Origin of the sequence: Rathayibacter sp. AY1E3 (assembly GCF_002932235.1) — a bacterium.
Taxonomy (GTDB): Bacteria; Actinomycetota; Actinomycetes; order Actinomycetales; family Microbacteriaceae; genus Rathayibacter.
In genome coordinates this window covers 101,973-128,488 of record NZ_PSVN01000010.1, presented here as the reverse complement: position 1 = coordinate 128,488, position 26,516 = coordinate 101,973, and the positions used below count along the sequence as shown (strand labels likewise).

The window sequence follows — 26,516 nt, the reverse complement described above, 5'->3', positions numbered from 1 at the left end:
TGGTCAGGGTGCGTCGGATCGGACGCGGATCTCGTCGCCCTCGAGGGCGAACCGCAGGGACGTGCCGATCGGGAACCGCTCGCGCAGGGCCTCCGGCGCCGCCGACGTCACGGTGAACTGCGCGACCGCGGGGAACGCTCCGGCCGTGCAGCCCTGGAAGAACAGGCCGTCCTGCGGCTCGGCGGTCCGCACGATGGAGAGGCACGAGCCGGCGCTCGAGGAGCGGCGCTGCCGGACGACGGTGAGCCCCGTGTCGGCGGGCAGGCTCTGCCGCACGACGGTGAGCCCGCCGAAGTCCTCGGTGGTGACCGATCCGTCGAACCCCAGTCCCTCCCAGCCGGGGAGGTCGGTGCCGTTCGACAGCGGCAACACGGCGACCTCGCGGCCGGGCTGTCCGTCCTCGGCGGTGGCGAGGAGGGTGGCCCCCGCGGCGACGGCGGCCGTCGCGGCCAGCGCGGCGGGGAGGAGGAGGCCGCGCCGACGGGAGCGGCGGGGCGGGACGTGGCCGAGGGGGTCGGACGCCTCGTCGGCGGAGGCGTCCGCGGGAGGTGCCGCGTCCTCCGGCGCCGCGGCCCCGGAGACCGCGGGAACCACCGCGTCCGGCAGTGCGGTGCCGAGGGCGGGACGGACGCGGGCCTCGAGCGCGGAGAGCCGGGCGAGCGCGCCGGGGTCCCGCTCGATGTCGGAGCCTCGGCCGTAGGCGCGCCGCTGCAGCTCCGCGAGCTCGTCCGGTCGCTGATCGTCCACCCCCGGATCCTCGCAGGCCCGGCGCCCGAGCGGGACCCGCCGGCGCGCCGAGGTCCTGGCGGTCGAGCAGCCCGGACGGCTCATCGAGACCCGGTGGACGGTGCGGCCGCTCGGCCGGCGGGGGAGGTCAGTCGTCGTCGTCGAGGTCGTCGTCGCGGTCGGCGGCGATCATCTCGACGATCGTGTCGACGGTGAGCCAGGGGCCGTTGCTGACCTCGCCGATCTTCTCGCGGTCCTTGAAGACGACGATGCGGTCGCTGAGGCGCACCACCTCCTCCAGCTCGGACGAGATGTAGACGACGGTCACCCCCTCCTTCGCGAGCTGCGCGATGTGCGCCTGGATCTCGACCTTCGACGCCACGTCGATCCCGCGCGCCGGCTCGTCGAGCACGAGCAGCCGCGGACGGGTCGCGAGCCACCGCGCGAGGACCACCTTCTGCTGGTTGCCTCCGGAGAGGTACTTCACCGGGATGTCCGGGTCGGCCGGCGAGATGTTCAGCGCCTCGACGTAGGTGCGCACCAGGGTGTCGGTCTCGGCGGCCGAGAGCGGGTGCGCCCAGCCGCGCAGAGCCTGCAGGCCCAGCACGAGGTTCTCGCGGAGGGAGAGGTCGCCGATGATCCCGTCCTCGCGGCGGTTCTCGCTCGAGTGGGCGATGCGGTGGCGCAGGCCCGACACCGGGTCGGAGATGTGCGCGGGCTGGCCGTCGATCAGCACCTCGCCGGTGTCCGGCTTCTCGACCCCGCTCACCAGCGACGCCAGCTCGGTGCGCCCCGAGCCGCGCAGGCCCGCGAAGCCCACGATCTCGCCGCGGTGCAGCTCCAGATCGGTCGGGCCCACGGCGCCGCGGCGGCCGATCCCGTGCGCGCGGTAGATCGCCGGGCCGACCGGCTGGCGGCGGTGCTCGCGGCGGTCGGAGCCGATCTGCCGCAGCGCATCGATGTCCTTGCCGATCATCTTCGCGATCAGCTCGGCGCGGTCCATGGTGTGCGCCGGGTACTCGCCGACGGTGCCGCCGTCGCGGAGCACCGTCAGCCGGTCGCTGAGGGTGAGGACCTGCTCGAGGAAGTGCGAGACGAACAGGATCGCGACGCCCTGGTCGCGCAGCCTCCGCAGCACCGTGAAGAGGCGGGCCACGTCGCTGAGGTCGAGGCTGGAGGTGGGCTCGTCGAGCACGAGCACGCGCGGACGGTCGACCATCGCGCGGCTGATCGCGACCAGCTGGCGGATCGCCGGCGAGAGCGAGCGCAGCGGCAGGTGCGGGTCGAGGTCCTCCAGGCCCAGCTCGGCGAGCATCTCGGCCGCGCGGTGGTGGGTGCGCGACCAGGAGATGCCGAAGCGGCCGCGGACCTCGTGGCCGAGCATCACGTTCTCGCCGATGCTGAGGTTGTCGGTGAGGCGCTCGTCCTGGAACACGGCCGTGATGCCCGCTGCCTTCGCCTCCGCCGGGCCGCTGAAGCGCCGGGCGACGCCGTCGACGAGGATCTCGCCCGCGTCGGGCTGGTGGATGCCGGTGAGCGTCTTGATCAGCGTGGACTTGCCCGCGCCGTTCTCGCCCATCAGCCCGTGGATCTCGCCCGGCACCAGCCGCAGGTTCCCGTCCTTCAGAGCGGGTCCGGAGGCGAAGGAGACGCGGATGCCGGTCATCTCGACGACGGGTGCCGCGGAGCTCCGGGTCGTCCTCGATGAGATCGCCACGTGCCGTCCTCGGTTCGTGTGCGGCGCGCCGTCAGGGTCCGGCGTGCCAGGGGCTGCCGCCGATGATACGCGAGCGCATGCGGCGGGACGGGAACAGGAGGGTCACGATCGGGGAGCGGCCGTGGAGGAGCGGATCACCAGCTCCGTGGGGATCCGGGTGCGCTGCGGGATCTCCTGGCCGCGGATCCTCGCGTGGATCACCTCGGCGACCGTCGTCCCGAGCTTGTCGAAGTCCTGGCGGACCGTCGTCAGCGGCGGGAGGAAGTGGCGGGCGGTGGGCAGGTCGTCGAAGCCGACGATGCTCATGTCCTCGGGCACGCGGATCCCGCGCTCGACGAGGCCGTGAATCACTCCGAGCGCCATCTCGTCGTTCGCGACGACCATCGCGGTGAAGTCGGGCACCGACTGCAGGCTCGCGGCGAAGTCGTACCCGGAGTCCGGGGTCCAGTCGCCGATGACGATGGGGCGCTCGTGCATCCCCCACGACTTCGCGCGGCTGTGGAAGGCGCGCTCGCGGGCGCGCGCATCGAGCCAGTCGAGGGGGCCGGAGAGGTGCAGCACGTCGCGGTGGCCGAGGTTGCCCAGGTGGTCGACGGCCTGGAACATGCCGGCCTGCTGGTCGACCGAGACGGTGAGGAAGCTCGGATCCTTGTCGCTCTTCACCACGAGCGTCGGCACGCCGATCTCGACGGTGCGGAGGGTCGCCACGGAGGAGGAGCGCGGCGCGATCACGCAGAGCGCGTCGATCCCGAGGCCCATCAGGTGGGCGATCGCGTCGGTGGGGGTCATCTCGAGGTCCGGCCGCAGCGCGACGGAGGTGATCGAGTACCCCTTCTCGCGGGCGGCGCGCTCGATCGCGCGGAGGGTGCTCGACGGCCCGTACTCGGCGCCGCTCTCGATCATCACGCCGATGCGGTCGGTGCGCTGCGTGACGAGGGAGCGGGCGGCGATGTTCGGCCGGTAGTTGAGCTCGTCGACCGCCTCGAGGACCTTCTGGCGGGTCGACTCCTTGATGTTGGGGTGCCCGCTGAGCACGCGCGACACGGTCATGTGCGAGACGCCCGCGACCGCCGCGACATGGCGGAGGTTCGGCCGATCGGCCATGAGAGGACCTCCTCCGCTCCCCGGGCGGGTGAGCCGCGCCACCCCGGCGCGGACGAGGCTCAGAGGGCTCGGCTGCCGGGGGTGGCACCAGCATAGTCAGGCGGGGCCGACCTCCCGGTGGGCGCCTCCTGAGCGGGCGGGCACCGTCCGTTCCGCTGCGGGATCCGCCGTGGCGCGGGGCGGGCGGGACCGACCCGGTCGCGTCGCTCTCACTGCGGTCCTCGATGATCGAGGGGGCTCCGGCGCCCCTGCCGCCGGGGAGCTCCGTGAAGCGGAGGACATGCCGTTCCCTGCTGCGCTCGATGTCGCGGAGGCACGAATCGATTGTCGACTCCGCGTTCGGAGACTCGGAGTAGAAGCTCTTCTCGAGAGAGCACTCGTACGGGCCGTGCTCACGAGCGATGACATGAGCCGTACGGCTGCGGAGAAGGATCTCGGCACGGGCCAGTCGAGCACGCAGGCTCTGCCGCAGCGCTTCATCTGCGTCGCAGACCGCTCGGACGTCCTCGAACGAGACTCCGTCCGCGAACGAGTCGTCCCCGTCGTGCGGAGCCCGCTGGAAGTAGCGGGCGTACCCGGAGAAGCGGTAGTGGTTCTGCGCGGCCAGGTAGCTCGTGCAGGCCTCCCCGTCGGCGATGCCGAGCCCGCGGTCACGGAGGAGCTGGACCTGCTGCTTCCACGACAGGCTCGGTTTCCGTGCCATCGCAGTACCTCGGTGCCGAAGAAAAAGGCCCCTCCCATGTGAGCATCGCGGAGAGGCTTGGGAGGGGGTCGATCGGATCGAATCTACTAGGCGTCCCTCAGCCGTGGTCCCTGCGGCGCCACTCGACCAGCAGGTGGCACGAGTGCTGATCGGACCATCGCCGCAGGACGGAGAGGGCCGACCGCCGCGGCGCCGAACGCTGCGGGTCTTCGAAGGCGCGGGGCGGGCGAGTACTCTCGGGAGCCTCATGGCACGCGACAACGAACCGACCGTCACCCTCACCGATCCGCTCGAGGAGCGCCTGCGCGCGCAGGTCGCCCGCGAGGGGGAGCGCAACGTCGCTCTGCGATCCGCGGCCCTGCTCACCGGCGGGTACGAGGGCGAGTCCTTCCTCCTCACCGTGGGCGGCGAGCACGCCGACGGGATCCTCAAGGGAGCGCCCTCCCTCTACTGGCCCGAGCTCTGGGGCGCCCGCGCGCTCCTCTACGTCTGGGACGACGCCGCCGCCGACGCGGTGACCGCCGGACTCGCGAACCCCTCCTGGCGCGTCCGCGAGATGTGCGCCCGCGTCTGCGCCGAGCGCGTGCTGGGCGGGCAGAAGAAGCTGTCCCGCCTGACCACCGATGAGCACCCCCGGGTCCGCGCGGCAGGAGCCCGCGCTCTCGTGGCGGCCGCTCTGGCGGGGATCTCCTCCGGTCGCGACGCGAAGGGCGAGTTCGCGGCGAGCGTCGAGGCCGTCCTGACGGGCATGCTCCGCGACCCGGACCGCGACGTCCGCCGCGCCGCGCAGCAGTCGGCCGACGCGCTGCGGGACGCCCGCTCGGCCTGAGCGGACCGCCCGCCGGCGGTCGAGGCGTCGCGAAGGGCCGCTTCCCGGCTCCGATGACGACCGTTCGTGACGCCTCGGAGCCCCGGGGGCTCAGCCGACCAGGTGCGTCGCGCGCTCGAAGGCGCGCTTCAGCTCGTCGCGCTTGCGGGGCTGGCTCATCGCCCTCTGGCCGGGGCTCCACGAGTCGATGACCGTCGGGCCGTCGACCAGGTACGGCTCGATGTTCTTCTTCCAGCCGCTGGTCGGCGCGGTCCCGGCGTTGACGACGACCCGCAGGTCGGGGAGCAGCGGCAGGAGCCGGCGCAGCTCCATCGCGCCCTGCCGCACCTCGTCCGCGTCGGGGGCGCCGTCGAGCTGCCACGGCACGATGTTCCAGACCAGGGTGCGGGCGTGCAGTCCGACCTCGTCGCGGAGGGTCCAGGTCGAGGCGGCGGTCGCGTCGTCGTTGTCGACCGAGACGAAACCGGAGCCGTCGGGGCCGGTCGACATCGGTCCCGGGGCCTCCAGCACGATGAGCGCACGCGCCTCGACGCCGGCCTCGGCCGGGTCGAAGTCGGGCACCACGGCACCCGGATGCCTGCGCGTGCGCCGGGCGAGGAGCTCCTCGCGGAACGCCCGGAGGGGCTGCACCGAGGGCTCGTCCTCGAGCAGGGCCCGGCGCTCGTCGAGGGCGGAGCGGTCGCGGAAGCCGTACGGCTCGGTCAGGAACACCCTCCGAGGCTAGTCGCGATCGGCGCCGCCGCGGGAGGCGGGCCTGCGGGCGCCCTCCTGGGTGACCCCGGCAGGGCCTGGCTCGCGCCGCCCCCGGCTCCTACGGTCTGACTGCAGTCGAGAATCTGGACCGGAGGGGGTCACCGTGTCGGACGAGCCGTCAGTGAGCATCGGGGTTCCGTACGTCGAAGGGGGGTCGTCGCCGCAGGTGCTGGACGTGTACAGCAGGTCGGTGTCCCCGGCCGAGGACGCCGCTCGGCCGGCCGTCGTGCTGATCCACGGCGGCGGGTGGTTCCGGGGGGACAAGAGCAAGGAGCGGGCGCTCGCGACGATGCTGGTCGACGCCGGCTACCTCGTGTTCGCGGCGGACTACCGCGAGGCTCCGGACTCGGTCTTCCCGGCCAGCAGGGACGACGTGCTCGCCGCGGAGCGGTGGGCGGTCGCGTCCGAGTGGGCGTTCGACCGGAGCAGACTGGCGTTCTTCGGCGGATCGGCGGGCGGGAACCTGGTCGTGGAGGCCGCGATCGCCACCGGTCGGCCCGCCGTCAGCTGGTCGGGGATGTTCGACCTCCTCGGCATCGTCGAGGCGACCGACGACCTCCCGGCCACGCCGACGACGCAGGACCTCGACGCCATGAAGAGCGCCGACATCAACCAGACCGGCCGGAACGACGCCTTCCTGCGCTGGACGATCCTCAACGAGGTCGGGGGCGACCGCGGGCTGCTCACCGCCGCCTCCACGACGCGCCACGCCTCCCCGGACGGCGGGCCGGTGTTCCTGGCCAACTCGCTCGGCGAGTTCGTCCCCGTGAGCGACGCGCAGGCCATGCAGGCGGCGCTCTCCGCGGTCGGAGTCGCCAGCACGCTGCAGCTGATCCCGGGCACCCGTCACGCCGAGGGGTACACGGAGGCGGCCATCGGCCCCTCGCTCGCCTTCCTCCGCGACGCCCTCCCGCCGGCCCGAGCATGACGACGACGGAGTTCGCCGGAGTCGGAAACGTCTTCTACTTCGTCGACGACCTCGACGCCGCGATCGCCTGGTACTCGGCGCGGCTCGGGCGCGAGCCCGTCGTCCGCGGCGGGGCGCTCGTGGCCTACGACCTGGACGGCACCCGCCTGACGCTGCACGAGCGGGACGAGCTGAACCGGCCCGGACCCGACGGCACGAGCCCGTACTGGACGGTCCCCGACGTCGACGCCGTCGTCGCCGACTGGACGGCGAACGGCGCCGTCGCCCACCGCGGTCCGAAGACGGTGTTCACGGGGGAGCGGCTGTGCCAGCTGCTGGACCCGTTCGGCAACCTCTTCTCGGTGCGGCAGGCCGTGCCCCGTGACTGAGGACGTCGCTCCGGCTCCCGCTCCCGCCGCCCCGGCGCAGACGTCCGCGCCGGCGCAGCCGTCGGCCTGGGCGCCCATGGCGATCACCGCCTTCCGGGTGCTGTGGTTCGCCCAGCTGGGCAGCAACATCGGCACCTGGATGCAGACCGTCGGAGCCCAGTGGTACCTGGTCGAGGCGGCCGCGGGCGCGGCGGTCGTCGCGCTCGTGCAGACGGCGAGCCTGGCGCCCTCGATCCTCGTCGCCCTCCCCGCGGGCGTGCTGGCCGACTCGCTCGACCGGCGGCGGCTGCTCATCTGGGGGTCGTCGGCCAGCGCGCTGCTGGCGGCCGCTCTGACGGTCGTGGCGGCGGTCGGCGCGCTGACGCCGTGGACGATCCTGGCCTTCACCTTCCTGCTCGGCATCACCTCCACCCTGACCTCGCCGGCCTGGCAGGCGATCCAGCCGGAGCTCGTGCCCCGGAACCTGATCGCGGCGTCGTCGGCCCTCGGCGGGGTGACCGTGAACGGCGCCCGCGCGGTCGGCCCGGCCCTGGCGGGAGTCGTCCTCTCGGCGTTCGGCGCTCCGGTGGTCTTCGGCATCAACGCCCTGAGCTTCATCGGCGCCGTGCTCGCTCTGCTCTGGTGGAAGCGGCCGGCGCAGACCGGCCTCGACGACCGCGAGCAGTTCGGCGCCGCGCTGAAGGGAGGGATCCGGTACGTCGCCTCCGCCCACCTCGTCCGCCGGATCCTCCTCCGCTCCGCGCTCTTCGCCCTGCCGGCCAGTGCGCTCTGGGCGCTGCTGCCGCTCACCGCGAAGCGCCTCCAGCTCGACTCCAGCGGCTACGGCTTCCTCCTCGGGGCCCTCGGTGCCGGCGCCGTGCTCGGCGTCTTCGCCCTGCCGCTCGCCCGCCGGAAGCTCTCGGACGACGTCGTGATCGGGGCGAGCGCCCTGCTGTTCGCGGCGGGGACGCTCGCGGCGGCCTTCCTGCCCCTCGTCCCGGCGCTGCTGCTGCTGGTCCTCGCGGGGCTGGCCTGGATCGGCACCCTCACCGTGCTGAACGCGGCGCTGCAGCTCACGCTGCCGCAGTGGGTGCGGTCCCGCGGAGCCTCGATCTACATCCTGGTCTTCATGGGGACCATGGCGGTCGGCTCGATCGGCTGGGGCCTGGCCGCGCAGGTGCTCGGCACCGCGCCCGCGTACGCCGCGGCGGCCGCTCTGCTCCTCCTCGTGGCGGCCAGCGTGCGGGTGCTGCCCCTGCTGCCGGGGACGGGCACCGTCGACCGCAGCATCTCGATGTCGTGGCCCACGCCCACGCTGGTGTTCGAGCCGGAGCCGACGGACGGGCCGGTGATGGTGCAGATCTCGTGGACGGTCCGCCCCGACTCCCTCGCGGACTTCCGATCGGCCATGCGGCTGCTGGAGAGCTCCCGCCGCCGGACCGGCGCCTCGCGGTGGGCGCTCTACCGGAGCGGGGAGGAGGCCGACGTGCAGCTGGAGACGTTCATGGTGCCCTCGTGGGGCGAGTTCCGGCGGCAGGAGACCCAGCGGCTGACCGGCCGCGACCGCGAGATCCGCGCGGCGGCGCTGACGCACGCCGACGGCGATCCCGTCGAGCGGCACTTCTTCCCGAGCGCGACGCCCTCCTCCTGAGAGAGGGAGCGGCGGCGAGCCGTCCCCGTGGTCGTCGAGACGCCGGCGTGCGAGCGGTGTCTCGGCGGATGTCTCGCCCCGCGTCCCGGGCGCGAGGGCGGAGGTGCGCCGCGGTCAGCCGCCGACGGTGGAGCCGAAGCCGGACTTGCCGGAGGAGCCGAAGCCGCCGGAGAGGGTCGCCTTCGAGCCGACGGTCGAGCCGGCCGGCGCGCGCTGCACGACGTCGGGCTGGGTCGCTCCGCGGGCCGCGAAGCCGCCGGACGCGACGGGCGCCCAGCTGGTCGCCCGCGTCGAGTTCCAGCGCGAGGACGCGAAGATCAGCGGGCCGAGCCAGAAGCCGCCGGCGTAGTGCCCGCGGTACTCGTCGGTGGCCTCGCACAGCTGCTCGGGGTCGTCGCCGACCTCCTCGCCCTGCGCCTGGAGCTGGGCGATCTGCTCCCGCACGTCGGCGAGGCAGTCCTCGCGGCTCGCATAGACGGGGCGCTCGGCGTTCTCGGGGATGACGTAGTCCTGGCCGTCGGCTCCCGTGGCGACGACGCCGTCGGTCGAGGGGCCGCCGTTCGCGAGGGCGACGGCGAGGCCGACCGCGCCGACCGCGACCGCGCCGCCGATGAGCAGGCCGCGACGGTTCTTCGCGATGCCGCTGATGCCGACGCTCCGGGAGCGGTGGGGAGCGGTGCGGGTGGAGCCGTCGCCGCGGCCGGTGCCGCCGCTCGAGCCGCCGCTCGGCGTGCCGGAGCCCGCCGCAGGCTCGCGGCTGCCCCAGTCGTTCCCGGAGCTCGGCGTCCCGGAATCGCCGGGGGTGCGGTCGTCGTCCGTCATCGGGTCTCCTCGTCCTGCGGGCGGGCCGCGCGGGTGTCCTGCGGCCGGTCGTGCTCGGGGGCGCCGTACTCGGGCGCGGGGGTGCCGGGCGCGGGAGCGCCGTAGGCGGGGGTGGCGCCGTGCTCGGGGCGGGAGGCGGCCGACGCGGCGTCCGCGTCCGTCGCGGCCCCGTCGCTCCGTCCGCCCTCGATGTAGTGGGGGACGAACTCCGCCAGGTCGCCGGTGATCAGGCCGCTCGTCTCGCGCACGTCGATGCCGGCCGGGGTCTCGCCGACGATCCAGCTGCCGATGACGACGGTCTTCCCGTCGACCCGGGCCAGCTCGGCGCGCTCCTGGTGGATGAAGCCCTCGGCGCCGTAGCTCCCGCCGTTCTCGGCGACGACCAAGCCGTCGGCGTCGAGGACCGTCACGTTGGCGCCCTCCCGGCCCAGGCGCGGCTTGCGCACCTGGGCGGTGCCGGGCAGCGGATGCACGGAGGCGGGCAGCAGGTTCGGGTGGCCGCGGAACATCTCCCACAGCACCACCAGCAGCTGCTTGTTGCTGAGCAGGAGCTTCCACGCCGGCTCGACCCAGCGGGTGCGCTCGCGCCGGTCGAGGAGGAGGCCGCCGAACTGCTCGCCGAGCATCCACTCCCACGGGTACAGCTTGAAGACGTGGCGGATCGGCTCGCCGTCGCCGTCGAGGAAGCCGGCGCCGTCGAGCTCGTAGCGGATGTCCTCGACGAAGATCAGCTTGGGGTCGAAGCCGGCCTGCGCCGCGGTCTCGGCCATGTAGGCGACGGTGTCGGCGTCCTCGACGATCAGCTCGCCGTCTCCGGAGTCGTGCAGCGACGCGAGGTGCAGCCGGGCGCCCTCGTCGAGGCTCCAGCGCTCGAGGCGGAGGTGGCGCCACTGCTCGACGAGCTGCTCGTGCAGGCTGTTGAACTGGTCGGCGTCGGGACCCTTCGTCTCGACGAGCCACTGCCACTGGGCCGCGGCGGTCTCGACCAGCGAGGTCGGGGTGTCGGCGTTGAACTCGAGCAGCTTCACTGCGCCCGCGCCGTCGTAGGCGAGATCGAAGCGGCCGTAGACCGTGGGGTCGTCCTCGTCCCACGAGGTGCGCACCAGCTCGTGGAAGCGGGGCGGGATGCCGAACTCGGCGAAGCGGCCCTTCCGCACCACGAGCTCGCACGCCTCCATGCAGAGGTCGAACAGCTCCGAGGTCGTGCGCTCGAGCAGGTCGATCTCGGCGGGCTCGAAGGAGTAGGCCGCGGACTCGTTCCAGTAGGGGCGGCCGCCCTCGGAGGGGAGGTCGTAGAAGCTGAAGCCGATCTCGTCGCAGCGGGCTCGCCAGTCCGGTCGCGGAGTGAGGGTGTGTCTGCGCATGATGTCCGGCAAGTGTAGGTCGGGCGTCCGCGTGAGGGCAGGGGGTGGCGCCGTCCTCCGCGCTAGCCTCGACGGGAGCGAAAGGCCGTGCCATGACCGCACCCCTCCCGCTCGCGGGCGTCCGCGTCCTCGAGCTCGGCAACTTCATCGCGGCGCCCACGGCTGGCCGGCTGCTCGCCGACTTCGGCGCCGAGGTGATCAAGGTGGAGCGGCCCGGCACGGGGGACGAGCTGCGCCGCTGGCGGCTGCACGAGGGGTCCGAGACCTCGCTCCTCTTCCACACGATCAACCGCAACAAGCGCTCGATCGCGCTCGACCTGCGCACGGACGAGGGGCGCGACGCCGTCCGCCGCCTGGTCGCCGAGTGCGACGTGGTGCTCGAGAACTTCCGGCCCGGCACGCTCGAGCGCTGGGGGATCGGGCCGGACGTGCTCGACGAGGCCCGGCCCGGCATCGTGATCGGCCGCATCTCCGCGTTCGGGCAGACCGGCCCGCTGTCGGCCCGGCCCGGGTTCGCGGCGGTCGCGGAGGCGATGGGCGGGTTCCGCGAGCTGGTCGGCGACCCGGACCGGCCGCCCGTGCGCGTCGGCGTCTCGATCGGCGACTCGATCGCCGGGCTGTACGCGGGCTACGGAGTGATGATGGCGCTGTTCCAGCGCGAGACCCGCCGCTCCGCGGGGCTGGATCCGGCACCGCTGGCGGAGCGGGTCGTCGACGTGGCGCTGCACGAGGCGATGTTCTCGATGACGGAGTCGCTGATCCCCGACTTCCAGGCGCACGGCATCGTCCGGGAGCGCGTAGGCGGGCGGATGGAGGGCATCGCCCCGACCAACGCCTACACCTGCGCCGACGGGGCGAGCATCGTGATCGCGGGGAACGCGGACGCGATCTTCCAGCGGCTGATGGCGGTGATCGGCCGCGCCGACCTGGGCGAGGACCCGGCGCTCGCCTCGAACGAGCAGCGCTGGGCCCGGCGCGACGAGCTGGACGCGGTGATCGGCGCGTGGACGGCGGGCCGCACCGCCGCCGAGGCGCTCGCGGTCCTCGACGACGAGGGCGTCCCCTCCGGCCCGATCTACACGGCCGCCGACATCAGCGCGAGCGAGCAGTACGCGGCGCGCGACATGATCCAGGCCTTCGACGTCGAGGACGCCGGCGGCACTCTGCGCGGCGTGGGCTTCCCGGGGATCGTGCCGGTGCTCGGCGGCCGCTCCCTCCCCATCCGCTCGCTCGCGCCCGACCTGGGCCAGGACACCGAGGAGGTGCTGGGGATGCTCCGGCGCACCGGTCCCGCTGCTCCCTCCGCCGGCGGGGCTCCTGCCGCTCCCTCCGCCGCCGCTGCCGAGGAGGCCGGCCGGTGACCGCGCTCGCCTCCGCGCGCCTGCGAGACGTCACCCTCCGCGACGGCCTGCAGCTCACCGGCAAGCTCCTGACGACCGAGCGCAAGGTCGACCTCGCGCGCACGCTGCTCGCCGCGGGAGTGCCCGAGCTCGAGATCGGCTCGCTCGCGCGCGGCGACCTCGTCCCTCCGATGGCCGACACCCTCGACGTGATCGCCGCGCTCACTCCCGAGGAGCTGGAGCGGTGCTGGGTGTGGGTCGCGACTCCGCGCCACGTCGAGCGTGCGGCCGCCGCGGGGGCGCGCCGCTTCCAGTACTGCTTCTCGGCGTCCGACTCGCACAACCTCGCCAACGTCGGCAGGCCGACCGAGGCGAGCCTGGCCGCGATGCCGGAGGCGGTCGCGCTCGCCGAGAGCGTCGGCGGGCGGATCCAGCTGTGCATCGCCACCTCGTTCACCTGCCCGTTCGAGGGCCCGGTCGACCCGGAGCGCGTGCTCGCGATCGCGCGTGACCCGCGGGCGGAGGGAGCGGCCGACGTGGTCGTCTGCGACACGCTCGGTCAGGCGCACGCCGGCCAGGTGGCGTCGCTCGTCTCGCGCGTGGCCGCGGAGACCCCGCCCCGCGAGATCGTGTTCCACGGGCACGACACCTGGGGCTCGGGCGTCGCGAACGCGATCGCCGCCGTGCAGGCCGGGGCCGCGGTGGTCGACGGCGCGCTCGGCGGCCTCGGCGGCTGCCCCTTCGCACCGGGCGCCAGCGGCAACACGGCGACCGAGGACCTCCTGTTCGCCCTGCGCCCCGACTGGTTCACGCCCGGCGCGCTCGCGGTCCTCGTCGGCGAGTCGGAGGCGCTGCTCGCCGAGCTCGGCGAGCCCGGCCGCTCGAAGGCCGCGCAGGGCGCCCGCTCGAACGCCCCCGCCTTCCCCTGGGCGCTCTGAGCGGATCGTCCCCCGCTCGTCGGTCCGAAGCGTCACGAACGGCCGCCTCCCGCCGCGGAGGACGACCGTTCGCGACGCCTCGACAGCGTCGTGCGGGTCAGCGCGCGAGCAGCGCGCCGAGGCGTGTGCGCTCGGCGCGGAGGACGTCGACCAGGAGGGACCCCTCTGGCGCGGCGAGCCAGCGCTCCAGGGCGAGGTCGAAGAGGGCGGAGGCCGCGAGGGCGGCGAGGGCCGCGTCCTCCGGCGCGACTCCGGCGTCGACGAGAGCGGCGCGCATGCTCTCGGCGAGGGCGGCCGACTTCAGGAGCTCGCGCTCGCGCAGCTGCGGCTCGGAGCGCACGACGGCACGGCGGGCGGCGATCGGAGCGCGCCAGGTCTGGAGGTCGCCCGAGGCGGCCGCCTCGAGGCCGTGCATCACGAGGTCCATCGGCGCGAGGCCGGCGGGGGCGCCGGCGAGCAGGCGGCCGACGATCTCGGGGAACTCGCGCTCGCGGAGGAAGAGGACGTCGCGCTTGTCGGCGAAGTGGCGGAAGAAGGTGCGGGTGGTGAGCCCGGCGCGCTCCGCGATCGCGGGGACGGTGGTGCCCGCGTAGCCGTGGTCGGCGAAGAGCTCCATCGCCGCCTGCTCGAGGCGGAGGGCGGCGTCGGGGGCCCAGCGTGACATCCGCCCAGGATAGCTGACGACACGACGTGTCATCAGGAGTAGTGTGACGACACGTCCTGCCATCACTTCCGACTGGAGCCGCCCGTGCCCGAGAACGCCGCCGCCCTGCTGACCGCCCCGCGGGCCGACCTCGTCGTCCGCCCCGCTCCGATGCCCGTCCCCGGTCCGGGGGAGATCCTGCTGCGGAACCGCGCCCTGGCCGTGAATCCGGTCGACGAGATGAAGCAGTGGACGGGCGATCTGATGTTCCGGTGGGTGCCGTACCCGGCGGTGCTCGGGGAGGACGTGGCGGGAGTGGTCGAGGCGGTCGGCCCTGGAGCGACGCGCTTCGCCGTCGGCGACCGGGTCGTCGCGTACGCGGTCGGGATGGAGCGCGGGCGGCGGAACCGCGACGAGGGCGCCTTCCAGGAGTACACGGTCGTGCGCGAGGACCTGGCGGCGCCGATCCCCGACCGGCTGGGCTTCGAGGAGGCGGCGGTGCTGCCGCTCGCGGTCTCGACGGCGGCGACGGCGCTGTTCCAGCGGGACCACCTCGCCCTGCCGCACCCGAGCGTGCCGGTCCGGCCGACGGGCAGGACGGTCGTGGTCTGGGGTGGGACGACGAGCGTGGGGAGCAACGCGATCCAGCTCGCCGTCGCCTCCGGGCACCGCGTCGCGACGACCGCGTCGCCTCGCAACCACGATCGGATGCGCGAGCTGGGCGCCGAGATCGTGCTCGACTACCGCAGCCCCTCCGTCGTCGCCGACCTGGTGGCGGCGCTCGCGGGCCACGAGGTCGCGGGGGTGCTCGCGATCGGGACGGGTTCCGGTGCCCCGTCGGTGGCGGTGGCCGCGGGCACCGGAGCGCGACGGGTCGCCCTGGCCAGCCCCTCCGTCTCGTTCGGCTCGCTCCCGCGCCGGCGCGGTGTCAGCGCCGCCTTCGTGCGGACGATGCTGCGCGTGGTCGGCGGCACCGCGGCGCTGCAGATCGCGGCCCGGCGCCGCGGCATCCGCGCCCGCTTCGTCTGGGGCGGCTCGCTGATGACGAACGAGGTGGGGCCGATGCTGTGGCGCGACCACCTGCCCGCGGCGCTCGCCGAAGGCCGTCACGTCTGCGCCCCGGCGCCCGAGGTGGTGGGTGAGGGGCTCGCCGCGCTGCAGCCCGCCCTCGACCGGCTGCACGAGGGTGTGTCGGCGGTGAAGCTGGTCGTCCGGCTCTGAGGGGCGGGTCGCCGCCGCCTGCCCCGCCGGGCCGCGGATCGGCCGCTCCGCCCGCAGCTGCTCCGCCCGAGCCGCGCCGCCGAGTGGCCGTAGCGCCGGAGCCTCGGTATCGTGGCGCGCTCCGACGCGACCCGAGGAGACCCCGTGATCCGCCGCACCGCCCCCGGAGCCGCCGCGCTCCTCCTGCTCGCCCTAGCCGGCTGCTCCGCCGGGTCGTCGCCCGCGGCGTCCCCGGCCTCCACTCCGGAGCCGGTCGGCGGCCTGGGGGTCGCCGTCTCGGCGCTCTGCGAGGCCGGCTCCGATCCGCAGTGCGTCCCGGTCGGCGGGCAGGAGGTCCTCGTCGATCCCGAGGACTTCACCCGCGCGGGCGTCGCCGCGGTCGAGGCCGATCCGAGCACGGGGGTCGTCGACGTCCGGTTCGACGAGGCGGGCGCCGCCCTCCTGCGCCGCGGCTCGCAGGCGGCCATCGACGAGGGGGCCGACGCCCGGCTCCTCCTCCGCGTGGGCGACCGGGTCGAGTCTGCGCTCTCCGTCATGCAGCCGATCGAGGGCGACACCGTGCAGATCGTTCCCGCGGAGGGCGACGCGCAGGGGCTGGTCGACCGGATCCTCGCCGGCTGACGCCCGCCTAGGATCGGCGCATGGCGAAGGGTTTCCGCACGGAGCGCACGCAGGCGCTCCTCCTCGCGCAGCCCTGGGCGCTCTCGCTGGTGAGCGCCGTCTTCGTGGCGGGGATGCTCTGGCTGGCGGCGGACGCGGGCTGGGATCTCGGCGCGGTCGTCGGCGGCGGACGCCGGCACGCGCCGCTGTGGCTGGTGCTCCTGCTCGGCCTGCCGCTGTTCGGCGCCGGAGTGGTGCTCGGCGCGGTCCGGCAGGTGCGGCTCCTGCGGCGGCCGGCGGCGCCGCCCGTCCCGAGTCCGGAGGCGGAGCGGCTGCGGCGCGAGGGCCCGGGCTGGCTCAGCCGGCGCGAGGACGAGCGAGCGGCGCAGGGCGGGACCGGGAGCGCGCAGGGCGGCACCGGCGGCACACCGGACGTGATCGGCAGCGCTCCCGGCGGCACGGACGACCCGCGCGACGAGGCCCGCTGACCGCGACTCAGAGGTGCAGCATCCCCCAGTCGATGATCACGGCCAGCGCCGTGTAGGCCGCGGCCACTGCTCCGACCGCCTTGCCCGCGCGGTCGAGGTCGGCCTGCGGGTCCGGACCGGCGTCGGCGACGACCCGGAGCAGCGCTCCGACCAGCGCGATCAGCGTGATCGCCAGGATCCAGACCTTCAGCGACGCGTGCGGGTCGACGTGCGCGAGCGTCAGCGCGACGACCGGCACCGCCACCACGAGCACCGACGCCAGCACCAGGAGGCAGCCGCGCCGGGTGAGGCCGGTCGGCCCGAAGGAGCCGCCGCGCATCCAGGCGCGCACGCGCTGCCTCCGCGAGGCGGGCGGACCGCCGGCGGAGTCCGCGTCGGTCGAGGGCCCCCAGTCCTGCGCGGTCGTCATCGCGCGGTGCCGGAGCGGTCGGGAGTCGGGCTGGGCCGCATCGGGTCCTCCAGGAGACGAGGGGGCACGTCGGACGGTGGTGCCGACCCCTCAGTCTCGGGAGCGCCTCCGGCAGCGGCAAGCGCCTCTTCCGGACATGTCCGGAAGAGGACGCTCAGGCCCGTCCCTGCAGGATCAGATTCCAGTACACCCACGGCAGGACGCGGCGGTCGGCGAGGTAGGTGAGGCGCCGCTCCTTCGCCAGGCCCGTCCAGAAGGGGACGGTCGGCTTCGGGCGGTAGCGGTCGTCGAACTCGGCGAACACCACGCTCGACCGCGAGACCACGAAGGGGCAGACGGAGTAGCCGTTGTAGACGCGGGGGAGCGGGCGGCCCTTCTGCGCGGCGACGAGGTTCTTCGCGAGCGTGGTGGTCTGCTGGCGCAGCGCTCCTCCGGACTTCGAGTTGACCGTGGCCGCCGCGTCGCCGAGCCCCCAGACGTCGGGGAACCGCGGGTGCCGCAGGGTCAGCGGGTCGACCTCGACGAAGCCGCCCTCGTCGCCCTCGGCGGCCAGTCCGGTGCCGGCCAGCCAGTCGGGGGCCGACTGCGGGGGCACGGCGTGCAGCACGTCGTACGACAGCGTCTCGCGCGGGCCGTCGGTCGAGCGCCGCGCGCGGTCGGGGCCGGGGAGGGCGGTCGCGCGCTCGTCGACGGCGAGGACGACCCTCCGCTCGGCCGCGTCGACCTCGACCAGCTCGCGGCCGTAGCGGACCTCGATCCCGTACTCCGCCACCTTCCGCTCGAGCTCGGAGTCGATCAGCGGCATCCCGAACAGGGTGGGGGTCGGCACGACGAGCACGACGCGGATGCGGTCGAGGACGCCGGTCGCGCGCCAGTAGTCGCAGGCGAGGTACATCGGCTTCTGCGAGGCGCCGGAGCAGGTGCCGGGGCCGCCGGGCTGCGTGAAGACGACGGTGCCGGAGCGGACCTCGCGGAGCACCTGCGACGCCTTGCGGGCGTACTCGTACTCGTAGTTGGACACTCCGAACGGCGAGTCCATCGCCTCCTGGAGCCCGGGGACCGCGGCCCAGTCCTTCTGGATCCCGGGGCAGACGACGAGCTGCCCGTAGCCGACGGTGCGGCCGGAGAGGAGGGTGACCGTGTGCGCGACCGGGTCGATCGTCTCGACGCGGTCCTGGATCCAGACGACCCCCTTCGGCGTCACCGAGCCCTGGGGCCGGGTCGCCGCGGAGGCGGGTGCGGTGCCGCCCGCGACGTGGGAGAGCATCGGCTGGTAGACGTGGGTCGACCGGGGCTCGATCACCGCGACGTCGTTCACTCCGGAGCGCCGCAGCCGTCCCGCGGTCGAGAGTCCGGCGTTGCCGCCGCCGATGATGAGGACGTCGTGGCGGGCCGCGCCGGGATCGGTCATGGCCTCACCCTAGGGGCGCGCCGGGGCGAGCGGACGGGCTTGCGCAGACCCGCGGAAGGGGGTGCGCTCGGAGCGCCCGGGACGGTGATCCCGCACGGCCGCCCGGCTCGCGTCAGGCCGCCTCGAGCGCCTGGATCGCGGTCCTCGCGGTCGCGCAGGGGTAGGAGTCGTACCCGTCGTGGGCGTCGAAGGCGCGGCACTCGGCGCAGCGCAGCCGCACTCCGGCGCCGCCCTCGAGGACGCGCTCCGGGCGGTGCCCGTGCAGGATGACGGCGAGGCTCGCGACGAGGGGGTCGCTGCTCACCAGCGCGCTCCGCAGCGCCTCCGACCGGCGGCGGAGGTAGTCGTCCGCCACGGCGTCGATCGACTGCTCGGGGAGGTCCGGCTCGGGCCAGGAGGCGGGCCGCTCGACGGGCAGGTCGAGCTCGTCGAAGCCCATCGACCAGTCCGGGAACCGGCGCTGCTCGTGCACGCTGGTCCAGACGGTGACCACGCCCTCGTGCCGCGGGTCGGCGAGGATCCGCGCGTAGAGCGAGCGCACGTCCGACTCCTCGCCCTCGAGCAGCTGCATCACGCGGCGGCCGCGGAAGACGAGCATCCCCGAGACGCCGTGCTCGACGTTGTTGCGGCGGCTCGTCTCGAGCAGCCGGCGGATCTCCCCCGAGCCCAGGTCGCGGTCGAGCGTGCTGACGTAGACGACGGTGAAGACGAGGGAGTCGCGCCGCGGCGAGTGCTCGACGAGGTGGAGCGTCGCGGGGGAGTGGGCGCCGGCTTCGGGGTCCATCAGGGCCGCGACCTCCGGGAACTCGAGCCAGATCAGGTCCTCCGGAGCGCTCGGCTCCACGGCGGTGACCGCCGGGACCGCGTCCAGCCACTGCGTCCGCTGGCGGAGGTCGGCGGCGACGGCCTTCTCGTCGAGCCCGGGCAGGAGGCCTGCAGCGCCGGAGACGAAGAGGCTCGTCGCGGAGTTGAGCAGCAGCGTCACGACCGTCGCGTGGCCGTCGCCGCCGAGCACGGGGAGCTCGACACTGTCGGTGCGGCCGTGGGCGGCGAGCCCGGAGGCGTAGGAGACGAGTGCGTCGGCGACCGCGTCCCCCACCTGGAAGGTCGCGCCGGCGTACTGGATCTGCTTCACAGCCCTACGATGCGCCTGCGGCGGATCCACGGGTAGGGGTACCGGTGCCGGGTGGAGCGTGCAGGGGTCGCGGCTGCTCCCGTCCGAGGAGCACGGAGCGGCGGGACCGCGCCCAGTCGGCCGTCGAGCGGGCCGGCGTCCCCGTGATCCGCTCGACCTCGTCGGTGAGCACGTCGACGCCGTCCAGGCCGCGGCGGGCGACGACTCCGAACTGCCGACGGAGCCCCTCCGCCTGCCACGCGGACATGCCGGCGAGGCGCAGGACCCCGGCGAACACGCGGCTGGGCAGGTGCAGGTAGCGGACGCGCCGCCCCAGGCCCGCGGTCAGCTCGCGGGCGGCGCCGGGTCCGTCGAGCAGGGCCGGTCCGGTGAGGACGGGCTCGGCGCCGGTGTGCCCTCCCGCCTCGAGGACGTGCGCGGCGACCCGGGCGATGTCGGCGGTGTCGATCCACGGGATGACGCCGCGCCCCATCGTCTGCGGGAGCAGACCGCGCGAGATCGCGGGCGCCGAGGGCTCGAGGTTCGTCAGGAAGCCCGAGGCGTGGAGGATCGTCGCGGGCAGCCCGGAGGCGCGCACCCGCTCGTCGGTCCGCCAGATCGCGCGGCCCCAGGGGAGCGGCGAGTGCTCGGCCGCGTCGCCGCCGGAGAGCTGCACGAGCGCGCGGACGCCCGCCTCCTGGGCGGCGCGGACGGCGGTGGCGCCGTGCTCGGCCTGGCGCGGGGTGGCGGCGGTGACCAGGAAGAGCTGGTCGGCGCCCCGGAGGGCGGCGGTCAGCGCGGCCCCGTCGCCGAGGTCGGCGATCCGTGCGTCGAGGCCGCGGGCCGCGAGGGCCGCCGCCTGCTCGGGCCGGCGGACGATCGCGCGGACGGGCGCGCCGGCCGCCACGAGCCGCTCGAAGGTCTTGCCGCCGACGTCGCCGGTGACTCCGGTGATCGCGATCACATCGCTCATGATTCCTCCTAGGTATCAACTAACTGATACTCGAAGACTACGCCGCTACGCTCGGTCCATGTCCTCGGAGTTCTCCCTGACCCGCGACGACGTCGACGCGATCGCCGCCTGGACGGTCATCCGCGCCGCCCGCGACCTGGCGAGGCGGGTCGGCGACGCGCTCGCGCCGGTCGGGCTCAGCCCGGTCGAGTTCGGCGTGCTGGCACAGCTCTCGGCGGCCGACGGGCTGACGCAGGCCGACCTCGCCCGCGCCGTCGGCGTCCGCCCGCAGAGCATGACCGCCCTGGTCGCCGGGCTGGCGGAGCGGGGCCTGCTCGACCGGGGCGCCGAGCGCGGCCGCGGCCGTCACTCCCGGATCGCCCTGACCCCGGCGGGGCGCGACCTCCTCGAGGCCGCCTACCCGCTCGTCCGGGCGGGCAACGCCTGGTTCGGCGGCGAGGAGCGCGCGGACGCCGTCGCGACCGCGCTGCGCCCGCTGCTCGGCGGGCAGGCGGGCCGGGGGCACGAGGTCCCCTGAGTGGAGCGGGCGAGGTGGCTCGGCGGCGGGAGGGGCGGCTCCTCCTCCGAGCGCTCGTGCACACCCGGCCCCCTCGCGGGTGCCACCGGTACCCTGGTGCGGTGCCCCTGACCCTCCCTCCGCTGAGCCGCGCCCGCGCGCGCGCCGCCGCGGCGTACCCGACCCGGCAGCTGCTGACCAAGCGCGCCTCGGGCACGAATGGATGGCTCAGCTCGTGGGGGACGAACGCGCACGGCGAGATCGCCGGCTGCCCGCCGCCGCGCGGCTGACCCGCGACCGCCCCTCCTCCGGAGCCCGCGGCCGCGTCCCCGCGCACGCCCACCCCTCCGGACGGAACCCCTCATGCCGCACCAGCCCCTGCCCGCCGATCAGGCCCCCCACTCGATCTGGCGGGGACTCCGCCAGACCCTCCAGAAGGACACGGTCGGCGGAGCGTTCCTGCTCACCGCGACCCTCCTCGCCCTGATCGTCGCCAACAGCCCCGCGTCCGCGCTCTACAGCGCGGTCCGCGACTTCCGCTTCGGCCCCGAGGCCCTGCACCTCGAGCTGAGCGTCGGGTCGTGGGCGGCCGACGGCCTGCTCGCGATCTTCTTCTTCGTCGTCGGGCTCGAGCTCAAGGAGGAGTTCGTCGCCGGCAAGCTCCGCGACCCGAAGACGGCGCTCGTGCCGATCGTCGCGGCCGTCGGCGGCGTGGCCGTCCCCGCCCTGATCTTCACCGCGGTGAACCTGCCCCGCGGAGGAGCCGCGCTGGACGGCTGGGCGATCCCCGCCGCCACCGACATCGCCTTCGCCGTCGCGGTGATCGCCGTGGTCGGCCGCTTCCTCCCGCCGGCGCTGCGGACGTTCCTCCTCACGCTCGCCGTGGTGGACGACCTCATCGCGATCACGATCATCGCCGTCTTCTACACCGCCGGCATCGACGTGCTGATGCTCCTGCTCGCGCTGGTGCCGCTGGCGGTCTTCGCGGTCTGCGTGCAGCGCGGCGTGCGCGCCTGGTGGGTGCTGATCCCGCTCGGAGTGGCGACGTGGGCGCTCGTGCACGCCTCGGGCATCCACGCCACGGTCGCGGGCGTGCTGCTCGGCTTCACCGTGCCGGTCGTCGCGACGAAGCGCGCCCGGGTGCAGGTGGGGTCGGACGCGGAGGGGCGCCCGGTCTACGACGGCCTCGCCGCCCACTTCGCCGATCGCTGGAGCGTCCTCTCGACCGCGGTCGCGGTGCCGGTCTTCGCGTTCTTCTCGGCCGGAGTGACGGTCGGCGGAGTCACGGGCCTGGTCGACTCGTTCCAGGACTCGATCGCCGTGGGCATCATCGCAGGCCTCGTGCTCGGCAAGCCGCTCGGCATCGCCGGGAGCACCTTCCTCCTGACCCGGTTCCGCGGCATCGGCCTGGATCCGTCGCTCCGCTGGGTGGACGTGATCGGCATGGCGTTCGTGGCCGGCATCGGATTCACGGTGTCGCTGCTCGTCGGCGAGCTCTCGTTCGGCGCGGGCAGCGAGTCCGACGACCACGTGAAGGTCGGCGTCCTGGCCGGCTCGTTCCTCGCGGCGGTGATCGGAGGCGCGATCCTCTCGGTTCGCAACCGCCACTACCGCCGCCTGCAGGGCTGACGCCCGGCGGGATCTCGCGGCGCCCGCGGCCCGGGCGGCTCGATCGGCACGCGCCTCCTGCTGGTCGAGCAGCCGCCGCAGGCGCCCTGTCGAGGCCCGCGCGGCTCAGCCGTGCAGGCCGTGGACGACCGCGTGGCCGCGGCCGCGGGAGATGAGCAGGCGGTTCACCGGGGTCGTGACGACGAAGGCCAGGGCCAGGGCGCCGGCGAGCGAGCCCCAGAAGAGGCCGGACGAGAGGCCCGCGTCCATCGCTCCGGGGATCGCGAGCACCACCGTGTTGTCGACGACCTCCATCACGGCGATCGAGACGGTGTCGGCCGCCAGCGCGATGCCGACGGCGGCGCGCCACGTCACTCCGGAGCGGAGCACCCCCCGCAGCGTGAGCGCGTAGCCGAACACGAAGGCGAGGACGATCGAGAGGGCGACCGTCGCCAGGGCGGGCAGCCCCAGGGCGGAGCCGATCACCATGCCGAGGACCTCGCCGATCGCGCAGCCGGTCAGGCAGTGCAGGGTCGCGAGGGCGGCGGCGCGCCAGGTGGTCGGGTGGTGGTGGGCGTGGTCGGTCATGGTGTCTCCTCCGGTTCGGTCCAGGGGAGTGCAACATACCCCCGGGGGGTATATTCCCGACCCGGCCGTCGGAGTCTCCTCCGGCTCCGCAGGCGCGCGAGCCGTTCGCCCGGGCGCGCTACCCTCGCCCCGTGCTCCTCCGAGCACCGCCCCTCGACACCAGGAGCCCCGATGGCCGCCCCCACCGTCCTCTTCGTCTGCATCCACAACGCCGGCCGCTCGCAGATGGCCGCCGGCTACCTCCGCGCCCTCTCCGGCGGCGCCGTCGAGGTCCGCTCCGGCGGCTCCGAGCCCGGCGACAGCATCAACCCGATCGCGATCGAGGCGATGGCGGAGGAGGGCATCGACATCTCGCAGGCCGTCCCGCAGCTGATGACCACCGAGCAGGTCCAGGCCTCCGACGTCGTGATCACGATGGGCTGCGGCGACGTCTGCCCCGTCTTCCCGGGCAAGCGCTATGAGGACTGGGACCTCGCCGACCCGAAGGGCCGACCGCTCGAGGAGGTCCGCTCGATCCGCGACGACATCAGGGCCCGCGTGCAGGCGCTCGTCGCGGAGCTGCTGCCCGCCTGAGCCGTTCGATCCCGTCCGGCCGCGTCAGCGTTCGGCGGGAGGCGGGAACGTCCGCCCGACCGGAGGCGGGCCCGCCGGGAGCGCCGCGCGCGCCCGGTGCAGGAAGACGGCGGTCATGACGACCCGGGCGCGGGCCGGCGACGAGTCGAGCGGGCCGATCAGCTCTTCGATCCGCGCGAGCCGGTCGTAGAGGGTCTGCCGGCCGATGCCGAGCGCGGCCGCCGTCGCCGTCTTGCTCCCCCACAGCGACGCGAAGGCCTCGAGGGTGGCGAGCAGCTCGCCGCGCTGGGCGCGCAGGGGCCCGAGCACCTCCTCGACGAGGTCGTCCGCCTCCGGATCGTCCTGCAGAGAGCTCGCGAACCGCTCCAGGCGGTACTGGCGCGAGTCGACGACTCCGCCTGCGGGCGCCCACTCGCGCGCGCCGCGCACCTCCGCCAGCTCCCGGGGCACCCGCTCCTGCCCGCCGAGCCCGCTGCCGACGCAGAGCAGAGCGTCCGAGTCGAGGGCGGCGCCGAGGCGCAGCAGCTCCGCGCGGCCCTCCTCCATCGCGGCGGCGGTGGCGAACGGCAGCAGCGCCAGCAGCTCGGAGCCGGCCACGCAGAGCACCGGGCCGGGATCCGCTCCTGCGCCCGTCAGGAGGCGGAGCAGAGCGCGGAGCCGCCGGTCGTCGTGACCGGTGTCGGCCCGGACGCCGAGGTAGCGCTCCCGGGAGCCGGCGCCGAGGCGGCCGAGGAAGGCGTCGATCTGGAGGTCGGCCGCCGGGTCCGCGCGTTCGACAGATGCGATCGCGAAGAGCTGGGCGGTCAGCCGCTCGGTGACCGACGGCGGGCGGTGCCGGAGCACGGCGATCGCGAGGACGTCCGGCGCCCGGTCGAGCGCGACGGCGACGGCGTGGAGGTCGGCGTCGGCGTGGGCCCGCAGATGCAGGGTGCCCAGGAGGGAGTCGCCCGCGTGCAGCACGTTCGAGAACGTCCCGGCCGTCGGCTCCGTGTCGACGCCCGGCCCGGGCGAGGCGCGGGCGATCTCGTCGCCCGTGAGCGAGACGAGCGAGGCGGAGGCGCCCGTCGCGGAGGCGACGACCTGCAGGAGCTCGTCGACGCCCGCGTCCCCGGAGGCCGCGTCGGCCAGCAGACCGGACACTCTGTCCGCCAGTCGGATGCTCCGGAACTTCTGCTCGGTGAGGTGGGTGTTGATGCTCTCGCAGACCTGCACGAAGGGGACGCGCCGGGGCAGGGCGAGCACGGGGAGGCCGAGCTCGTCGGCCGCCGCGACGATCGGCGGCGGCACCGCGGGCAGGCGCGGCGAGAGCTCGAGAGCGAGGGCGCCGACTCCCGCGTCGACCAGAGACCGCACGTACTCGCGGCACTCCGCCGGGTCCTGGTCGGTCGAGAGGAGCGCGCCCTCCATCAGGAGCAGCTCGCCTCCGAGGAGGAGGGGCGCGATGTCGAGCTGCTCGCTCGTGTGGGCCCAGCGGATCACGGCGCGCTCGGCGGCCGCGTGCCCGGCGGCCACCACCGGGAGCATGGCGGCGAGGCGCGGATCCCGCATCGCGTCCGACAGCAGGTAGGCCATACAGAACGTCCTCTCGCGTCACGGCGAATTTACACGCGGACGCGCCGCCCGAAACGGGTCCGCACGAGAGTGGAGCCTCACCGGGCGCCCCGCCCTCCCCTTCATCTCCCTCCCCGAGAGGATCCGCCATGAGCACCGACACCCTGCACGGCACCGCCGACGCCGAGGACGCGCTGAGTCCCCTGCCCGACTCCCGGCGCACCGCCCGGCTCGACGGGCAGTTCTGGATCTGGGCCGGCGCCAACATCGCCCCCATCAACTGGGTGCTCGGCGCCCTCGGCGTGAACATGGGCCTCGGCCTGGCGGACACCGTCACCGTCCTCGTGCTCGGCAACGTCGTCGGGATGGCGGTGTTCGGCTTCTTCGTCCTCCTCGGCCAGCGGACGGGGGCGACCGGGATGCTCGTGGGACGGGCGATCTTCGGCCGGCGCGGCAACTACGTCCCGGCCGCGATCCAGGCCGTGGTCGTGATCGGCTGGTGCGCCATCAACACCTGGATCGTCCTCGACCTGGTCATCGCGCTCCTCGGCTCCGTCGGCGTCGTCGACCCGGAGCAGGCGAACGTCGGCTGGAAGATCGCGGTGGCCGCGGTGATCATGGCGGTGCAGGTCGCGATCTCCTTCCTCGGCTACCGCGCGATCGCCGCCTTCGAGCGCTGGACCGTGCCGCCGACCCTCCTGGTGCTGGCGATCATGTCGGTCGTCGCCTGGTTCTTCCTCGACATCGACTGGTCCTACGCCGGCCCCGCGGAGGGCGCGCTCACCGGAGGCGACCGCATCGCGGCCATGTCCATCGTGATGACCGCCATCGGCATCGGCTGGGGCCTCACCTGGCTCGCCTACGCCGGCGACTACTCCCGCTTCGTCGGACCCCGCTCCTCGAAGCGGGGGCTCTACCTCGCCAGCGTCCTCGGCCAGTTCATCCCGGTGGTCTGGCTCGGCGTCCTCGGCGCGACCCTCGCGACGAAGAACGGCTCCGTGGATCCCGGGGAGCTGATCGTCGAGAACTTCGGCGCCCTCGCGATCCCCGTGCTGCTCCTGGTGGTGCATGGTCCGATCGCGACCAACGTCCTCAACATCTACTCGTTCGGCATGGCGACCCAGGCCCTCGACATCAGGCTCGGGCGCCGCGCGCTCAGCCTCATCGTCGGCGTGCTGGCCTTCGCGGCCGCGGTGTTCTTCGTGTTCCAGGACGACCTCGCCACCACGCTCGACGCGTGGCTGGTCGGCCTCGTCGGCTGGGTCGCCCCGTGGGGTGCGATCGTGCTGGTGCACTACACGGTGTTCGAGCCGCGCGTCCGCTCCTTCGGGCACCTGTTCGCCCCCGTCGGCTCGCCGCTGCTGCCGGACGTCCGCTGGCGGGCGCTGCTCTCCTTCGCGATCGGCGCGACCCTGACCTGGCTGTTCATGAACGGCTCGGTGCCCGCCCTGCAGGGTCCGGCCGCGACCGCCCTCGGCGGCGTCGACGTCTCGTGGCTCGCGGGCGGAGTCTCGGCTGGCATCGCCTACCTCCTGCTCGGCCGGGACGCTCCCGCCTGGGTCGAGCGCCGGGAGTCGGCCGCGCCGGTCGCCGCGGAGCCCGAGCCCGTCCGCGGCTGA

General features: G+C 74.4%; 27 protein-coding genes and 1 pseudogene. 14 read left to right on the top strand and 14 right to left on the bottom strand.

Going from position 1 to position 26,516, the window contains the following annotated elements; translation table 11 throughout:
* Positions 1-3: 3 nt before the first annotated feature.
* The 4 genes and pseudogenes from C5C53_RS10425 to C5C53_RS17605 all read right to left on the bottom strand — a co-directional run.
* The gene (locus C5C53_RS10425) at positions 4-747 is read right to left on the bottom strand and encodes a hypothetical protein (RefSeq protein ID WP_104267484.1); all 744 of its coding nucleotides are present in this window, start codon (positions 745-747) and stop codon (positions 4-6) included.
* 127 nt (positions 748-874) lie between these two features.
* On the bottom strand, positions 875-2,392 hold the full coding sequence (locus C5C53_RS10420; protein ID WP_104227030.1) for a sugar ABC transporter ATP-binding protein: 1,518 nt from the start codon (positions 2,390-2,392) through the stop codon (positions 875-877).
* A 153-nt stretch (positions 2,393-2,545) separates the two neighbouring features.
* Positions 2,546-3,547 carry a LacI family DNA-binding transcriptional regulator gene (locus C5C53_RS10415; RefSeq protein ID WP_104222399.1) on the bottom strand — a complete coding sequence of 334 codons (1,002 nt, stop codon included), beginning with the start codon at positions 3,545-3,547 and terminating at the stop codon, positions 2,546-2,548.
* A gap of 298 nt (positions 3,548-3,845) precedes the next feature.
* Positions 3,846-4,250 (bottom strand): annotated as a pseudogene (locus C5C53_RS17605) (Abi family protein); the annotation flags it as partial.
* Positions 4,251-4,497: 247 nt separating this feature from the next.
* On the opposite strand from C5C53_RS17605, the gene C5C53_RS10405 reads away from it, so the two are divergent.
* Positions 4,498-5,079, top strand: a complete 582-nt coding sequence (locus C5C53_RS10405; RefSeq protein WP_258064205.1) for a HEAT repeat domain-containing protein — start codon at positions 4,498-4,500, stop codon at positions 5,077-5,079.
* 90 nt (positions 5,080-5,169) lie between these two features.
* On the opposite strand, the gene C5C53_RS10400 is transcribed toward C5C53_RS10405, so the two are convergent.
* Complete coding sequence (locus tag C5C53_RS10400) at positions 5,170-5,790, bottom strand: hypothetical protein (RefSeq protein ID WP_104255600.1); 621 nt, start codon at positions 5,788-5,790, stop codon at positions 5,170-5,172.
* A 232-nt stretch (positions 5,791-6,022) separates the two neighbouring features.
* Between C5C53_RS10400 and C5C53_RS10395 the strand changes: the two genes are divergently transcribed.
* From C5C53_RS10395 to C5C53_RS10385, 3 genes are read left to right on the top strand one after another with little or no spacing between them, the layout of a single operon-like run.
* Positions 6,023-6,760 (top strand): alpha/beta hydrolase, encoded by a 738-nt coding sequence (locus tag C5C53_RS10395; RefSeq protein WP_159940689.1) that lies wholly within the window; start codon positions 6,023-6,025, stop codon positions 6,758-6,760.
* Positions 6,757-7,128 (top strand): VOC family protein, encoded by a 372-nt coding sequence (locus C5C53_RS10390; protein WP_104250023.1) that lies wholly within the window; start codon positions 6,757-6,759, stop codon positions 7,126-7,128. The genes C5C53_RS10395 and C5C53_RS10390 overlap by 4 nt, the downstream gene beginning before the upstream one ends.
* Positions 7,121-8,758, top strand: coding sequence for an MFS transporter (locus C5C53_RS10385; protein WP_258069456.1), 1,638 nt, complete (start codon positions 7,121-7,123; stop codon positions 8,756-8,758). The genes C5C53_RS10390 and C5C53_RS10385 overlap by 8 nt, the downstream gene beginning before the upstream one ends.
* Positions 8,759-8,872: 114 nt before the next feature.
* On the opposite strand, the gene C5C53_RS10380 is transcribed toward C5C53_RS10385, so the two are convergent.
* Together C5C53_RS10380 and C5C53_RS10375 are read right to left on the bottom strand one after the other, a co-directional pair.
* Positions 8,873-9,580 (bottom strand): hypothetical protein, encoded by a 708-nt coding sequence (locus tag C5C53_RS10380; RefSeq protein WP_104222404.1) that lies wholly within the window; start codon positions 9,578-9,580, stop codon positions 8,873-8,875.
* Positions 9,577-10,944 carry a glutathionylspermidine synthase family protein gene (locus tag C5C53_RS10375; RefSeq protein ID WP_181127750.1) on the bottom strand — a complete coding sequence of 456 codons (1,368 nt, stop codon included), beginning with the start codon at positions 10,942-10,944 and terminating at the stop codon, positions 9,577-9,579. The genes C5C53_RS10380 and C5C53_RS10375 overlap by 4 nt, the downstream gene beginning before the upstream one ends.
* A gap of 92 nt (positions 10,945-11,036) precedes the next feature.
* Between C5C53_RS10375 and C5C53_RS10370 the strand changes: the two genes are divergently transcribed.
* Positions 11,037-12,305 carry a CaiB/BaiF CoA-transferase family protein gene (locus tag C5C53_RS10370; protein WP_104267483.1) on the top strand — a complete coding sequence of 423 codons (1,269 nt, stop codon included), beginning with the start codon at positions 11,037-11,039 and terminating at the stop codon, positions 12,303-12,305.
* Positions 12,302-13,222 (top strand): hydroxymethylglutaryl-CoA lyase, encoded by a 921-nt coding sequence (locus tag C5C53_RS10365; protein WP_181127749.1) that lies wholly within the window; start codon positions 12,302-12,304, stop codon positions 13,220-13,222. Before C5C53_RS10370 ends, C5C53_RS10365 begins: the two co-directional genes overlap by 4 nt.
* A 97-nt stretch (positions 13,223-13,319) precedes the next feature.
* Here the strand turns inward: C5C53_RS10365 and C5C53_RS10360 are convergent, their stop codons facing one another.
* Positions 13,320-13,886, bottom strand: coding sequence for a TetR/AcrR family transcriptional regulator (locus tag C5C53_RS10360; RefSeq protein WP_181127748.1), 567 nt, complete (start codon positions 13,884-13,886; stop codon positions 13,320-13,322).
* A gap of 84 nt (positions 13,887-13,970) precedes the next feature.
* On the opposite strand from C5C53_RS10360, the gene C5C53_RS10355 reads away from it, so the two are divergent.
* The 3 genes from C5C53_RS10355 to C5C53_RS10345 all read left to right on the top strand — a co-directional run bounded on the left by C5C53_RS10355 (position 13,971) and on the right by C5C53_RS10345 (position 16,174).
* The gene (locus C5C53_RS10355; RefSeq protein WP_104267481.1) at positions 13,971-15,086 is read left to right on the top strand and encodes a zinc-binding alcohol dehydrogenase family protein; all 1,116 of its coding nucleotides are present in this window, start codon (positions 13,971-13,973) and stop codon (positions 15,084-15,086) included.
* A 144-nt stretch (positions 15,087-15,230) separates the two neighbouring features.
* Positions 15,231-15,707 carry a hypothetical protein gene (locus C5C53_RS10350; protein ID WP_104227001.1) on the top strand — a complete coding sequence of 159 codons (477 nt, stop codon included), beginning with the start codon at positions 15,231-15,233 and terminating at the stop codon, positions 15,705-15,707.
* Positions 15,708-15,727: 20 nt separating this feature from the next.
* Positions 15,728-16,174, top strand: a complete 447-nt coding sequence (locus C5C53_RS10345) for a hypothetical protein (RefSeq protein WP_104227000.1) — start codon at positions 15,728-15,730, stop codon at positions 16,172-16,174.
* Positions 16,175-16,181: 7 nt separating this feature from the next.
* Here C5C53_RS10345 and C5C53_RS10340 read toward each other — a convergent pair whose 3' ends face one another.
* From C5C53_RS10340 to C5C53_RS10325, 4 genes are all read right to left on the bottom strand, one after another.
* Entirely contained in the window at positions 16,182-16,583 is a 402-nt protein-coding gene (locus C5C53_RS10340; RefSeq protein WP_104226999.1) for a hypothetical protein, read from the bottom strand.
* Between the two features lie 154 nt (positions 16,584-16,737).
* Positions 16,738-17,994 carry an NAD(P)/FAD-dependent oxidoreductase gene (locus tag C5C53_RS10335; protein ID WP_104222413.1) on the bottom strand — a complete coding sequence of 419 codons (1,257 nt, stop codon included), beginning with the start codon at positions 17,992-17,994 and terminating at the stop codon, positions 16,738-16,740.
* A gap of 112 nt (positions 17,995-18,106) precedes the next feature.
* Positions 18,107-19,129, bottom strand: a complete 1,023-nt coding sequence (locus C5C53_RS10330; RefSeq protein WP_104250016.1) for a BLUF domain-containing protein — start codon at positions 19,127-19,129, stop codon at positions 18,107-18,109.
* Between the two features lie 4 nt (positions 19,130-19,133).
* Positions 19,134-20,081: an NAD(P)H-binding protein gene (locus C5C53_RS10325; RefSeq protein ID WP_104222415.1), complete on the bottom strand. Its 948-nt coding sequence runs from the start codon at positions 20,079-20,081 to the stop codon at positions 19,134-19,136.
* A 58-nt stretch (positions 20,082-20,139) separates the two neighbouring features.
* Between C5C53_RS10325 and C5C53_RS10320 the strand changes: the two genes are divergently transcribed.
* The 3 genes from C5C53_RS10320 to nhaA all read left to right on the top strand — a co-directional run bounded on the left by C5C53_RS10320 (position 20,140) and on the right by nhaA (position 22,206).
* Positions 20,140-20,598 (top strand): MarR family winged helix-turn-helix transcriptional regulator, encoded by a 459-nt coding sequence (locus tag C5C53_RS10320; protein ID WP_104329220.1) that lies wholly within the window; start codon positions 20,140-20,142, stop codon positions 20,596-20,598.
* A gap of 101 nt (positions 20,599-20,699) precedes the next feature.
* Positions 20,700-20,867 (top strand): hypothetical protein, encoded by a 168-nt coding sequence (locus C5C53_RS17135; protein WP_181027217.1) that lies wholly within the window; start codon positions 20,700-20,702, stop codon positions 20,865-20,867.
* A gap of 73 nt (positions 20,868-20,940) precedes the next feature.
* On the top strand, positions 20,941-22,206 hold the full coding sequence (gene nhaA, locus C5C53_RS10315) for a Na+/H+ antiporter NhaA (RefSeq protein ID WP_104267479.1): 1,266 nt from the start codon (positions 20,941-20,943) through the stop codon (positions 22,204-22,206).
* A gap of 105 nt (positions 22,207-22,311) precedes the next feature.
* Here nhaA and C5C53_RS10310 read toward each other — a convergent pair whose 3' ends face one another.
* The gene (locus tag C5C53_RS10310) at positions 22,312-22,773 is read right to left on the bottom strand and encodes a DUF4396 domain-containing protein (RefSeq protein WP_104234357.1); all 462 of its coding nucleotides are present in this window, start codon (positions 22,771-22,773) and stop codon (positions 22,312-22,314) included.
* 171 nt (positions 22,774-22,944) lie between these two features.
* Here C5C53_RS10310 and C5C53_RS10305 point away from each other — a divergent pair, with 171 nt between their 5' ends.
* Positions 22,945-23,346, top strand: a complete 402-nt coding sequence (locus C5C53_RS10305; protein WP_104222419.1) for an arsenate reductase ArsC — start codon at positions 22,945-22,947, stop codon at positions 23,344-23,346.
* Between the two features lie 24 nt (positions 23,347-23,370).
* On the opposite strand, the gene C5C53_RS10300 is transcribed toward C5C53_RS10305, so the two are convergent.
* A complete protein-coding gene (locus tag C5C53_RS10300) occupies positions 23,371-24,918 on the bottom strand; it encodes a PucR family transcriptional regulator (RefSeq protein ID WP_104267478.1) in 1,548 nt (515 codons plus the stop codon).
* Positions 24,919-25,046: 128 nt separating this feature from the next.
* On the opposite strand from C5C53_RS10300, the gene C5C53_RS10295 reads away from it, so the two are divergent.
* Entirely contained in the window at positions 25,047-26,516 is a 1,470-nt protein-coding gene (locus C5C53_RS10295; RefSeq protein WP_104234359.1) for a cytosine permease, read from the top strand.